This is a genomic window from Nocardia sp. NPDC051030, assembly GCF_040683015.1.
Lineage (GTDB): Bacteria > Actinomycetota > Actinomycetes > Mycobacteriales > Mycobacteriaceae > Nocardia.
In genome coordinates, this window is the sequence record NZ_JBFBCD010000016.1 from 40316 (window position 1) to 52632 (window position 12317).

General features: G+C 66.0%; 12 protein-coding genes. 6 read left to right on the plus strand and 6 right to left on the minus strand.

What is annotated here, in order from left to right; translation table 11 throughout:
- Positions 1-56: 56 nt before the first annotated feature.
- From AB0N05_RS38025 to AB0N05_RS38035, 3 genes are all read left to right on the plus strand, one after another.
- The gene (locus tag AB0N05_RS38025) at positions 57-1034 is read left to right on the plus strand and encodes an NAD-dependent epimerase/dehydratase family protein (RefSeq protein ID WP_364703862.1); all 978 of its coding nucleotides are present in this window, start codon (positions 57-59) and stop codon (positions 1032-1034) included.
- A 73-nt stretch (positions 1035-1107) separates the two neighbouring features.
- A complete protein-coding gene (locus AB0N05_RS38030; RefSeq protein WP_364703865.1) occupies positions 1108-1758 on the plus strand; it encodes a hypothetical protein in 651 nt (216 codons plus the stop codon).
- A 76-nt stretch (positions 1759-1834) separates the two neighbouring features.
- Positions 1835-2479, plus strand: coding sequence for a cysteine hydrolase (locus AB0N05_RS38035; RefSeq protein ID WP_364703867.1), 645 nt, complete (start codon positions 1835-1837; stop codon positions 2477-2479).
- Between the two features lie 9 nt (positions 2480-2488).
- Here the strand turns inward: AB0N05_RS38035 and AB0N05_RS38040 are convergent, their stop codons facing one another.
- From AB0N05_RS38040 to AB0N05_RS38055, 4 genes are all read right to left on the minus strand, one after another.
- Positions 2489-4753 carry an ATP-dependent DNA ligase gene (locus tag AB0N05_RS38040; protein ID WP_364703870.1) on the minus strand — a complete coding sequence of 755 codons (2265 nt, stop codon included), beginning with the start codon at positions 4751-4753 and terminating at the stop codon, positions 2489-2491.
- A 112-nt stretch (positions 4754-4865) separates the two neighbouring features.
- Positions 4866-5168: an antitoxin gene (locus AB0N05_RS38045; RefSeq protein ID WP_364703873.1), complete on the minus strand. Its 303-nt coding sequence runs from the start codon at positions 5166-5168 to the stop codon at positions 4866-4868.
- 30 nt (positions 5169-5198) lie between these two features.
- Positions 5199-6320, minus strand: coding sequence for an MBL fold metallo-hydrolase (locus AB0N05_RS38050; protein ID WP_364703955.1), 1122 nt, complete (start codon positions 6318-6320; stop codon positions 5199-5201).
- Positions 6321-6361: 41 nt separating this feature from the next.
- Positions 6362-7087, minus strand: coding sequence for an enoyl-CoA hydratase (locus AB0N05_RS38055; protein WP_364703875.1), 726 nt, complete (start codon positions 7085-7087; stop codon positions 6362-6364).
- A gap of 71 nt (positions 7088-7158) precedes the next feature.
- Between AB0N05_RS38055 and AB0N05_RS38060 the strand changes: the two genes are divergently transcribed.
- Complete coding sequence (locus AB0N05_RS38060; RefSeq protein WP_364703958.1) at positions 7159-8274, plus strand: NAD(P)-binding domain-containing protein; 1116 nt, start codon at positions 7159-7161, stop codon at positions 8272-8274.
- 611 nt (positions 8275-8885) lie between these two features.
- Here AB0N05_RS38060 and AB0N05_RS38065 read toward each other — a convergent pair.
- Positions 8886-10388, minus strand: coding sequence for a DUF222 domain-containing protein (locus tag AB0N05_RS38065; RefSeq protein ID WP_364703878.1), 1503 nt, complete (start codon positions 10386-10388; stop codon positions 8886-8888).
- A 157-nt stretch (positions 10389-10545) separates the two neighbouring features.
- Entirely contained in the window at positions 10546-11403 is an 858-nt protein-coding gene (locus AB0N05_RS38070) for an aldo/keto reductase (protein ID WP_364703881.1), read from the minus strand.
- A gap of 99 nt (positions 11404-11502) precedes the next feature.
- Between AB0N05_RS38070 and AB0N05_RS38075 the strand changes: the two genes are divergently transcribed.
- Together AB0N05_RS38075 and AB0N05_RS38080 are read left to right on the plus strand one after the other, a co-directional pair.
- Positions 11503-11778 (plus strand): helix-turn-helix transcriptional regulator, encoded by a 276-nt coding sequence (locus AB0N05_RS38075; protein WP_364703883.1) that lies wholly within the window; start codon positions 11503-11505, stop codon positions 11776-11778.
- Positions 11775-12317, plus strand: coding sequence for a hypothetical protein (locus AB0N05_RS38080; protein ID WP_364703886.1), 543 nt, complete (start codon positions 11775-11777; stop codon positions 12315-12317). Before AB0N05_RS38075 ends, AB0N05_RS38080 begins: the two co-directional genes overlap by 4 nt.

A 12317-nucleotide genomic window follows, 5' to 3' on the forward strand; every position in this document is an offset into this window, starting at 1 on the left:
CTCGGGAATCTATACATTGCTTACATTCTAAACACTGCTCAGATTGGGGCATCGCAATGTCGGACCTCGTTCTCGTCACCGGCGCGTCCGGTTACCTCGCCGGGCACATCATCAGCGAACTCGTCGACCACGGCTATCGGGTGCGCGGCACCGTGCGCTCGCTCGACCGGGCACCCAAGCACCTGCCCGCCGAGGTGGACTTCGTCGCGGCCGATCTCGGCTCGGATGCGGGCTGGGACAAGGCCGTCGCCGACTGCCGGTACGTCATCCACGCCGCCTCCCCCTTCCCACCCTCCGAGCCCAAGCATGAGGATGAGCTCATCCGGCCCGCCGTCGACGGCACCCGCCGCCTGCTGCGCGCGGCCGCGGCCGCCGGTGTCGCCCGGGTCGTGCTCACCTCCTCGGTCGCCGCGATCATGTACGGGCACCGCGGCCGCACCCTCACCGAGGACGACTGGTCCGAACTCGCCGCCTGCGACGCCTACCCCAAGAGCAAGACCCTGGCCGAACGCGCGGCCTGGGATTTCGTCGCCGAGCACCCGGAACTCGAACTGGCCGTGATCAATCCGGGCATGATCATCGGGCCGGTCCAGCACGCCGGACTCGGCACCTCCGTGGGCGCGATTCGCACGCTGCTCGCCGGAGACTTCCCCGCCGTGCCGCGACTGAATTTCGCGACCGTGGACGTCCGTGACGTGGCCACCGCCCACCGGCTGGCCATGGAACTCCCCGACGCCGCGGGCAATCGCTATATCACCGCCGGAGAACAGCTTTCGCTCCCCGAGATGGCCCGCATCCTCGCCGGTCGCTACCGGATCACCACCCGCCCCATGCCCGACTGGGTGCTGCGCCTCGCGGGCCGCTTCAATGCCGAGGCCCGCGGGGCCGTGCGCTGGCTGAATCGCGAGGAGCGCGTCTCCGCCGACAAGGCGCGCAAGGAACTCGGCTGGACCATGCGCCCGGTCGAGCAGACGCTCTTCGATACCGCCGAGAGCCTCATCGGCTTCGACGCGGTCACCGTTGGACTCCGATAGCAAGCCCCCTGGACGGTCCAGCAATCGGCAACTGGATCTGTTTTCGAAGTCCAGTCGTGCCGATGATGGGACAATGCTGCTTCGCCGCCTCCTCGCCCTCTATGCCGGACTCTGGCTGTACGGGTTCTCCATGGCCGTCATGCTGCGCGCCGCCATGGGCCTGGACCCGTGGGATGTGTTCCATCAGGGCATCGCCGACAATGTGTCGCTGAGCTTCGGGACCATTGTCGCGATCGTCGGTGCCGCGGTATTGCTGGCCTGGATTCCCTTGCGGCAGTGGCCCGGTCTCGGCACCATCAGCAATGTCGTGGTGATCGGTGTGTCGGTCGATGTCAGCCTGCGCATGCTGCCGCACTTGGAAGGGCTGCCGCTGCGCTCCGGGGCCATGCTGGCGGCGGTGGTGCTTAACGCCATCGCCTCGGTGCTCTACATCGGCGCGGGCCTGGGTCCGGGTCCGCGCGATGGCCTGATGACTGGCCTGGTCCGGCGGACCGGTCGCCCGGTCTGGGCGGTGCGGACCACCATCGAGGTGACCGTGCTGTCCATCGGCTGGCTGCTCGGCGGCAGCCTCGGCATCGGCACCCTCGTCTACGCCTTCGGCATCGGACCGCTCATCCACGTGCTGATTCCGCTGGTCGACGGCATCCTGCCCGGCTTCAAGGACGTACACGGCAAGCCCGTGCCCACCGAGCAGGACCGCAGCGCCGAACCCCTCGCCGTCTGACCTCCGGCCCGCCCGCCCCGGGCACGGGTACTGTGAAACCGAAAGTCGTTGTGAGAGCTACCGATAGCGGGGAGCGATGCGGCACGGTAACGGGCTGGAAATTCCGGAAAACCTGGAAGACGTGTGTGCGCCCGAGCGCATGGCACTGATCGTCTACGACATGCAGGTCGGCGTGCTCGGCCAGTTGGAGGACGGGCCACAGATCGTGGAACGGGTGGTGCGCGTGGTCGAGGCCGCCCGGCGCGGCGGCTACCCGATCATCTTCCTGCGGCACATGTTCCTGCCCAAGCGGCTCATGGGCACGTTCGCACTGCGCATGGCCATGAGCTGGCAGGGAGTCGACTCGGTCGAGGCCGTCACCCCGATCCTGCAACGCGACACCCCGGGCTTCCAACTGGTGCCCGAGTTGCAGCCGCAAGAAGGCGAAATGATCTTCGACAAGACCACCATGTCCGCCTTCGAGGGCACGCCGCTGGCCTCCACGCTGCGCGATCTCGGCATCGGGGCGTACGCCATTGTCGGCGTCGCCCTGGAGATCGGCATCGCACCGACCGTCACGCACTCCACCGACCTCGGCTTCCTACCGGTGGTGGTGGCCGACGGCGTGGGCGGCAAGGACACGGCCGGAATGACCCGCGCCCATGAGGAATTCGAGTTCCAGGGACATGCGCTGATCACCGATATCGACACGCTCACGCCGCTGCTGGAGAAGTCGAGCTAGCCGAAACCCCTAGTCCGAGGCGGGAATCCAGGCCGGATGCCATAGGCGTCCGGCCTCGGTCCAATTCATGAAGCGCACGGTGCCATTGATCTGGGGGCTCACCCATACGGCATCCTTGCTCTCCTCGGCGGTGAGCTTATTGCCGAACGGGCTGGACTTGCGTTCCAGCCGACGCAATTCGGTGGCCAGTTCGCTCATCTCCTGCTCACTGAAACCGGTGCCGACCCGGCCCAGGTAGTACAGGTCCCCGTCGTGCGGGACGCCCACCAGCAGTGACGCGAACTGCCGCACCTCCGACCGGCGATAGCCCCCGATCACCACCGGCAGCGTGCGCCAATTACGCGTCTTGATCCACGATTGCCCCCGGCGGCCGGGCAGGTAGACCGAATCCCGGCGCTTGGCGATCACGCCCTCCATGCCGTGCTCCTGGCTGTAGTGCAGCGCCTGCGCGCCGGAGCCTTCCAGCAGCGGCGGCACAATGAGCGAGGGCGCACGCTCGGCGAGGGCCTCCAGCACCCGCCGCCGATCCTCGTAACGCTTGCGCACCAGCGACGTGCCGTCCAGATACAGCACATCGAAGGCCACGAACACCGCCTGCCGCGAATCCGCCCGCAGCAGACCGAGATTCGCGCCGCCGTGATCGTCGAACACCACGGCCTCGCCGTCCAGCACCACGGTATGCCCATCCAGCTCCGAGCCCAGCACAGCCAATCCCGGGTATTTGCCGGTGACCACGAGCCCGGCCCGGCTGTGCAAAGTCACTGCACCGTCCTCGATTTCGACAATCAGGCGGAACCCGTCCCACTTGGTTTCGAAGGCCCAATGTTCGGCGTCGTGCGTCGAGACATCCCCCGGCGAGGCCAGCATGGGCGAGAGTCCGCGCGGCATGGGCGAGGAAGCCTTCACCGCCGTAGGCCGTTGTGCCCCATTGCCTTCCGGAGCCTTCTGCTCCTTCATCAAATGCATGAGCCACTGATTGCCATTGGTCTGAATGAGCGCGTACCGCCCGTCCAGACGCTCCCCGCGCAAGCGCACGATGACCTCGTCGTCGCGCCATTTCTCGGTCTCGTAGACGCCGGTGTCCCAGATCGTCATCTGCCCGGCACCGTATTCGCCCCTGGGGATCTCGCCGTGGAATTCCAGGTATTCGAGAGGGTGATCCTCGGTGTGCACGGCCAGCCGATTCTCATGAGTATCGATCGGCGGCCCCTTGGGCACCGCCCACGACACCAGCACCCCGTCCCGCTCCAGCCTCAGGTCGTAGTGCAGCCGTCGCGCCCGATGTTCCTGGATCACATAGCGATTCCCGGCGCTCGGCTCGGGCGCGGTGGCGGGCACCGGTTCCGGCGTCCGCTCCGGATCGCGCATGGAACGGTAGATGTGCAGCTTGTCCGGAACCTCTTCCGGGAGTGGATCATCCAACCCGGCGAGCAGGTCACCCTCCTCATCCCAGCGCTCCAGCACCTCGTCCAAATGCAAGTGCCGCAGCCGCTTCGACTGTTCGATCTCCTCCCAGTGACGCGGTGCCGCCACCCACGGTTCGGTCCGCCCGCGCAGCGAATACGGTGCGATCGTGGTCTTGGCCGGATTGTTCTGACTCCAATCCAGAAACACCTTGCCGGTGCGCGCGGACTTGGCCATGGTCGCGGTCACCAGTTCCGGCCGCAGCTGTTGCAGATTCGTCGCCACCTGCTTGGCGACCGCAGACGCCCCATTCGGGCCGAGCTTGCGGTCCAGCGGCACGTAGACGTGAATTCCCTTGGAGCCGCTGGTCACCGGATATGCGTCCAGGCCCACATCGCGCACCACATCACGCAGGATGAGCGCCACTTCGGCGCATTGCGCGAGCCCGGCCCCCGGCCCCGGATCCAGATCGAAGACCAGTCGCGTGATATCGCCGACCTCGCCGCCGTCGAAACGCCATTGCGGCACATGCAGTTCGAGGGCCGCCTGCTGCCCGAGCCAGGCCATGCCCGCGACCGAATCGATGAGCGGGTAAACAACAGTCCGGTCGGAATGCTGGACCGTCTGCCGCTCCAGCCATTTCGGCGAGTGATCGGGCAGATTCTTCTCGAAGAACGACGACTCCTCCACGCCATTCGGCCAACGCTTACGCGTCACGGGCCGCCCCGCGACATGTGGCAGCAGGGCCGGGGCAATGGCCGTGAAATAGTCGATGACCTCGCCCTTGGTGGTCCCGGTGGCCGGATACAGCACTTTGTCGAGGTTGGTCAGGCCAACCTCGATACCCCCGAAATCCCTGCGGGACCCCATGTATCAAGTCTAGACGTGAAAAGCCAACGGGCCGTTCAGGTTCACCGGCGCGCTGTGCCTTATCAGAAAAACAGCGCCCCGACCCCGAACGGCCCGCATCGACCGACTTGAACTAGACCGGAGGCTGCCCCTCTTCGGGCGCAGGCTCCGGGGCCGGTGCCGGTTCCGGAGCGGGTTCAGCCGCGGCCTCGGCCGGTGCGGGCTCGGGAGCAGATTCGGCCGCCGGAGCATCCTCCGGAATCGCGCCCTTCACCGCTTCCTTGCCCTTGTCGATCTGGGACGAGAACTTCCCCTTCGTCTTCTGATCGACGAAATCACCGGCCTTGTCGACCGCCTGTTCGATCTTCTCGGCGTTTTGGGCTGCCGCTTCCTTGCCCTTGCCGACCAGTCCCTTGAGCGTGTCTATCAGACTCACAGCCCCTGCTCCTTCACTCTCGGTCTTCGGTCATTGGCGAACATCCTCCCACCACGTATCCCCTGATGGGAGGCCAATCGGGTCGATCCGCTGTCCCGGCTTCGGCACGGCGATTCGGGTACCAGCCTCCTTCGCCGCGGCGACCAGTCGTTGTACCGGCTCCGACCAGCCGTGGAACGCCAGATTGAAGGTTGCCCAATGGATCGGTACCAGCAGGCCATACCCGGCATCACCGACACACAGATCGGCGTGTGCGCGGACCGCCTCCTCCGGGTTCATGTGCACGTCCGGCCAGTGCCGGTCGTACGCGCCGATCGGCAGCAGGGTCAGATCGAACGGGCCCAGCCGGGCACCCGCCTCCGCGAACGCCTTCGTGTAACCGGTGTCGCCGCCGAAGTACACGCGGCGAGTCGGACCCGCGATGGACCACGACGCCCACAGCGTCGTATTGCGCACCAGGCCGCGACCGGAGAAATGCCGGGCCTCCGAGCAGGTGATCACCAGATCGGTGCCGTCATCCTTGGCGCGGCCCAGTTCGGACAGGGAAACCGAAGCGGTCCAATCGAATTCGACAATCCGGTCCTCCGGCACCTGCCAGTGCCGCAAATGCGCGCCGATGCCGATCGGCACGATGAACACCGCGCTCTGCGTGGCCACCAGCTGATCCACGGTGTCGCGGTCCAGATGGTCGTAGTGGTCGTGCGAGATCAGCACCGCGTCCAGTGGCGGCAGATCCGCCAGCGGCGACGGCACCGGATGCAGGCGGGCCGGACCCACCAGCGGCGACGGCGAAACCCGCTCGCTCCACACCGGATCGGCCAGCACGCGATACCCGTCCACCTCGATCAGGCAGGAGGCGTGCCCGTACCAGGTGACCGCCAGATCGGCGGCCTGCTCCGGCAATTCCGGCTTGACCAGCGGAATCTTCCCGGGCGGGCGGCCCGCGTCACGCTGAGTGAACAGCTGATACAGCAGTTCCGCCGGATTGCCGGTGATCTGACTGCTCGGTTCGGTGTTGTGGAACTGTTTGTCCCGGTACGTCGTCGCGCCGAGCGCGGTCGGCTGAATCGCCGAAATCGACGCGCCCATGGCGGACGGAATCCGCCATGCCGCTCGTACCACCCAGGAAAGTCCGAAAGCGCCCGCAGCCATACCCACCAGTTTCCGCGAAGACGCGGCCACGCGCTTGGCGTTCATCGGCCCTCGAATTTCGCGGGCCGCTTCTGCTGCCGGGCCTGGCGTGCCTCCTGCGCATCGGCGCTGCTCCACGCCGCCCTCAAGGCCGCGGCCTGTGCCGGAGTGTCGACTCCGCGTGTCTCGTCATCGTTGAACACCAGCTTCATATGCCGCAGGGAGAGCGGGGCCAGCTGCGCGATCTGCTTGGCCCACTCCTGCGCATCGGCGAGCGTGCCGAGCTTATTGGCGAATCCGAAGGTGTAGGCGTCGGCGGCGGAGATCCGCTCCGCGCCCAGCAATATGCTGCGCGCCGGACTCGAACCGATCAGCGACGACAATCGGCGCACCGTCCAACGATCAACGGAGATACCGAGTTTCGCCGCCGGAATCGCAATGAACGAATCCGGCGACATGACCCGCAGATCCGACGCCAAGGCCAATTGCACACCCGCGCCCAGCGCACCGCCATTGATCGCGGAGATCACCGGCACCGGGACCGTTTCGATCGTGCGCAGCATCCCCAGCAGGCCCTCGAGGAACCGGTCGGAATACACCCCGTCCAGATCCGCGCCCGCGCTGAACAGCGGCCCCTGACCGGTCAGCACGATCACCCGTGCCGACAGCGCCGCATCCTCTATCGCGGTGCGCAACAACCCCACGAGTTCTTCGTTGAGAGCGTTCCGGCGTTGCGGACGCTGAAGTTCGATAGTGACCACATCACCATCGCGGCTGACTCCGAGCATCTGCCCTTCCCCACTGTGCTACGTACCCATGGACGGGTTTCACTCTAAGCGCGCGTACCGTCGGGTCCGTGATCGCAACACCCGATGTCGACATCCTGGTGATCGGCGCCGGCCAAGCCGGACTGTCGGTCGGCTACCACCTCCGGCGACTCGGGCTACGCCCCGAACAGGACTTTCTCATCGTCGACCACGCCCCCGCACCCGGCGGAGCCTGGCAGTTCCGGTGGCCGTCTTTGACATTGAGCACGGTCAATCGTGTCCATGATCTCCCCGGCATGTCGTTCGCCGAGACCCTGGCCGAGGATTCGGACAACGCACAAGCTTCCACGGCCGTCCCGCACTACTTCGAGCTGTACGAGAAGCAATTCGACCTCCGCGTGCACCGCCCGGTATCGGTGAACGTCGTCTGCGATCGCGCCACACCCGCGACCTGCCCCAACGAAGCGGTCGACGGCCTCCTGCACTCCGAAGCCCGCGACACCACCTTCCGCAGCCGAGGTCTCATCAATGCGACCGGCACCTGGGACAAGCCCTTCATTCCCTACTACCGCGGCGCGGACACCTTCGCCGGACGACAGCTACACGCCCACGACTACCGCACCGCAAAGGAATTCGCGGGCAAGCACGTGGTGGTGGTCGGCGGCGGCATCACCGCGATCCAACTCCTGGACGAGATTTCGCAAACGACGACGACCACCTGGGTCACCCGCCGCGAACCCGTCTTCCGCGATGGCACATTCGCCCCCGAAGACGGGCGCGCGGCCGTCGCCATAGTGGAAGACCGTGTCCGGCACGGACTTCCACCCGGTTCGGTGGTCTCGGTGACCGGCCTCACCGACGACGCCCGCGTCCGCGCGGCCCGAGCCCGAGGCGTTCTCAACCGCCACCCCATGTTCGACCACATCGAACCCGACGGAATCCGCTGGCCCGACGGAACATTCCAACACGCCGACGTAATCCTCTGGGCCACCGGATTCCGCAGTGCCCTGGACCATCTCGCCCCCCTCCGCCTGCGCGGCCCAGGCGGCGGCATCACCATGACCGGCCGTCTGGCCACCCAGGTCGCCGCAGACCCGCGCATCCACCTCATCGGCTACGGCCCCTCCGCCAGCACCATCGGAGCCAATCGCGCGGGCCGGGCGGCGGCTGTCGAACTCACGGGCTATCTCGGCCTCCAGACTGCCTGAACGGGGCAGGAGTCGGAAGTCAAGAGACACAAGACAAAGAACGAAAGACAAAAGACGCCTGGACAAGAAGAGACAAAACAAGAGATACAAGACAAGAACAAAGACCAACGAGCAGCCGCGAAGGCCCCAAATGGCCCCTACCGCTGCGTATCTCGAGCTAGAACACGTTCAGGAGGGACATGAGGCTGGTCTAACCGGACAAAACCCCGGCTCATGTCCCCCCTCGATGAACAGGCCAACCCGACACACCGCAACACGCCGATCCCCGGCCTCGCCCGGCCCCTGCTGGGTGTCTCGAGTCTTTTCTTCTCTTGCTCGTCCAGGCGCTCTTGTCTTTTGGTTCTTGGTCCCGGAACGGGACCACAGCCATCCAGCCAGGCTGGAACGGGAGGTGGCGGCTCTGGGCTGGGGAGCCAACGTCGGGTACGGCAGGCGAGGCGACCACGCTATATCCGTACTGCCGTGCGCTTGGGGCACGAGCGGCCGAGACGCTGGTTTGACCGGTGCGGTTAATGGCAGCGATGGCCGAAGGCCGAGCCGTCCGAGGAAACGCGAACGCCCGTGCCGCCGACAGGGGGTGTCGGCGTCACGGGCGGTGACGTTGCGGGTGTTCAGATATTGGCGCAGGCCAGTGCGGCGGTGCGTTGCGCGGTAGTGCGGCGATGGAACCACGCCGCGCGCGCATCGCGTTCCTCGCGGACCCGGATCCGGGCCTTCGCCAAGGCGAGCAGTTCTTTGGAGTGGTGGCGGTGATTCACTCGCGGTGTACCGGTCGGATCGATATGCGCCGGAGCGATCCACGCGGTACGACCCGGGAACTGGGAATCGGCACCGAGTTTCACCGTCTTCCAGCCGTCCGGGCCGTCATTGACCAAGGCGTGGCAGTGATCGCACGCGAGCGTCAAGTTCTCGATGTCCGTCGCACCGCCGTCGGCCCATTCCGAAACATGGTGCACGGCAGTGAGAGTGGCGGGGGCGTTGCAGCCGGGGCGGGTGCAGCCGCGCTCGGCGGCGATCAAGGCCAAACGCTGCGCGGGGTTGGCCAGACGCTGCCCACGCCCGAGGTGCAGTGGCATACCCGCATGGTCGAACAGCGCCAGGAACGGCAGCGCCTTCTCCGCCAGCTTCAACGCCGCCGGAATCGACACCGTCCCACCGGAAGCGGTGGTGACGACCCCGGCGGCGGACTCCAACTCGGCCAGGGACATCGTGATCACCGTCGACACCGGCAGCCCACGATGAGACCCGAGCTCGGTCGGTCCCATTTCCGGGCGCAGCAACGCCTGCAACGCATCGTGATTGCGTTGCGCGGCGCTACGCCGATCGCGCTGGGCGGCCTCCTCGACCTGCTCCCGCGGCACCGAATCATCAGCCACCCACGGGCTTTCAGGGTCTTCGGGGTTGCACATGCCGGGCCGTGCCAGCTTGGCGAGCACCGGATCCAACAACGCGCGCAAGCTCGGGGTGAGTTCACCCTTGATCGGGGACATCCCATCCGCGCGCTGGCGCCCGATGACGATCCCACGCAGGCGGGCCCGGTCGGAGTCGTCGGTGAGTTTGCCGTCCGGGTCCAGGTGATCGAGGATCCGCGCACCGACCCTGACCAGATCATCCGGAGACGCCGAGCGCGCCAACTCGACCAGGATCTGTTCGGCGGCTTCGCGGTCCTCACGCGGGATCAGGTGCGGGATCCGGTCGGTGATCTTCGCGATCACGCGGGCGTGATCGGCGGAGATCTCGCCTGCGGCTTGCGCGTTCGCGGTGTGCGCGAGCATCGGCGCCAACGCCCGCCCGGCCACGTCATGCCAAGTCCCCAAATGCTTGGCGGCGTTCACCCGCGCGATCGCATCGGCATGGGACAGGCGCAGGGTTTCCTCGAGGAACCGCACCGGTGAGCCCGCGCCCACGCGCTGGGGCAGCGACCGTTCGCACGCTTCGACCAGGAGCCGGTGTCCGAGCGCGGCCAGTTGGCGTGTGCTGGTTTCGATCTCGCGCAACAGCCCGGTGATGTCGGATTCCGGCAGTGCGGTGAGGGAGGTGTCGAGCAGGGCATTCACCGCGGTGGCCAGCGTACCGGCCCCCGATGCGGTGGATGTTTCCTGGCTCGAACTCATGTGCTAATTCTACCGCGAATGATCAAGCAAGAGAAGCGAATACCGCATCTGAACTGCGAATATTCAGACAATCTCGTTGTTCGCAACCAGGCTGTTCATCCACAGCTATTCGGGGCATTTGTCCCGTTACCTCCGGCCCCCCTTGCCTCGCCTTTGTTCAAGCAGGAGCATCGGCGAGAAAGTCATCCGGATCCGGGCCGATGCGAGAACCCTTGTCCAGTACGGTGATTCGGTTCACCTGATCGGCGCTGAGCTCGAAGTCGAAGACCGCGAAATTCTCGGCAATGCGGGACGGGGTCACCGATTTGGGGATGGCGACATTGCCGAGCTGCATATGCCAGCGCAGGATGACTTGGGCTGGGGTGCGGCCGGTTTCGGCGGCAATGGCCACAATCACCGGGTCTTCGAGTTCCGCGCCGCGGCCCAGCGGACTCCAGGCCTCGGTGGCGATTCCACGCTCGGCGTGGAAGCCGCGCAGATCGGTCTGGGCCAGGTAGGGATGTAGTTCGATCTGGTTGACCGCAGGGGTTTCGCCGGTCTCGGCAATGACGCGCTCCAGGTTGGCGCGAGTGAAGTTGGAGACGCCGATGGACGTCACGCGGCCCTGAGATTTCAAGGCCTGCAAAGCACGGAAGGTGTCCACGAAGAGACCGGCCTTCGCGATCGGCCAGTGGATCAGATACAGATCCAGACGGTCCAGGCCCAGCAGTTTCATGCTGTCGTCGAAGGCGCGCAGCGTGGCGTCATAGCCCTGATTGTTGTTCCAGACCTTGGTGGTCACGAAGATTTCGTCGCGTGGCAGGCCGGACTCGTGCAGGGCGCGACCCACCTCGGCCTCATTGCCGTAGAGCGCGGCGGTGTCGATGCTGCGGTAGCCGGTCCGCAGCGCGGTGGCCACGGTGTCGACGGCTGAGTCGGCGGCGACCTTGAAGACTCCGAAGCCGAGCTTGGGCATCACCTGCCCGTCGTTGAGCACGATCGAGGGGACTGGGCTCGTTTCACTCCTGAAGGTCACCGCTTCGACGGTAAGAGCGGTTTGCCCCCGGGTCAACGACCTGGGTCATGTGTTGGCTCACGCTTGACAACCTGTTGGGTTTTTACAACACTATGTTGTGTGAGCCCAGTGAGAAGGGGTGAAACCCTCCCGATCTACAACCGCATAGCCGTGCTGCGCGCCGAACACCGACTCAGTCGCGCCGCACTGGCCGAGGCGGTGAACGTGAATATGCAGACCATCGGGGCACTCGAACGCGGCGACCACTACCCGAGCCTCGACCTGGCCATGCGCATCTGCGACGTCTTCGGACTGCCCATCGAGGCCGTGTTCGCACGCACCGAATTCACACCGCTCTCCGCCGAGGTGTACCCCAGTTCGAAAGGAAAGCCATGACCGCACCGACCAACACTCTGCTCGACCGCTATCAGGAGTACCGGGTCCGGCGCTGGCTGGTCCACGAGACCCGCATGGCCGGAATGCTCCCGGGCTGGCGCACCCGCCACCGGCGACGCGTACTGGTGATCCTCACTGCCGTAGCGATTTTCGGGGTATTCGCTACCGGAGTACTGTGCGCTTTCGATCTGCGCTGGGGGCCGCTCGTCATTCTGCCGTTCCTGGCGGTGTTCTTCCCCGCGTGGATCATGCTGCGCATCGCCTCGCAGAGCCAGGACAATGCGCCGGAACAAACGCTCGACGAATGGCAGATCGCGCAACGCAATACGGCACGCTCGATCGGGCTCACGATCACCCAGACCCTGACCCTGGTGCCGGTGTTCTACCTGATCTACGGCGCGGTGCTCGCCCCGGAGGCCAGCGCGTTCCGCACCGCCTACGCGGGCGGCGTCATGGCACTCGCGACGCTGCTCGCGGGCGGCTGCGCCCCGGCCATGATCCTGGGCTGGAACCAGCCCGATCCCGAGCCGGAGGCCTGA

Excerpts from the sequence above, each read along its gene's own strand:
- AB0N05_RS38025 (WP_364703862.1), top strand. The coding sequence starts at position 57 with ATGTCGGACCTCGTTCTCGTCACCGGCGCGTCCGGTTACCTCGCCGGG.
- AB0N05_RS38030 (WP_364703865.1), top strand. The coding sequence starts at position 1,108 with ATGCTGCTTCGCCGCCTCCTCGCCCTCTATGCCGGACTCTGGCTGTAC.
- AB0N05_RS38035 (WP_364703867.1), top strand. The coding sequence starts at position 1,835 with ATGCGGCACGGTAACGGGCTGGAAATTCCGGAAAACCTGGAAGACGTG.
- AB0N05_RS38040 (WP_364703870.1), bottom strand. The coding sequence starts at position 4,753 with ATGGGGTCCCGCAGGGATTTCGGGGGTATCGAGGTTGGCCTGACCAAC.
- AB0N05_RS38050 (WP_364703955.1), bottom strand. The coding sequence starts at position 6,320 with ATGGCTGCGGGCGCTTTCGGACTTTCCTGGGTGGTACGAGCGGCATGG.
- AB0N05_RS38055 (WP_364703875.1), bottom strand. The coding sequence starts at position 7,087 with ATGCTCGGAGTCAGCCGCGATGGTGATGTGGTCACTATCGAACTTCAG.
- AB0N05_RS38065 (WP_364703878.1), bottom strand. The coding sequence starts at position 10,388 with ATGAGTTCGAGCCAGGAAACATCCACCGCATCGGGGGCCGGTACGCTG.
- AB0N05_RS38080 (WP_364703886.1), top strand. The coding sequence starts at position 11,775 with ATGACCGCACCGACCAACACTCTGCTCGACCGCTATCAGGAGTACCGG.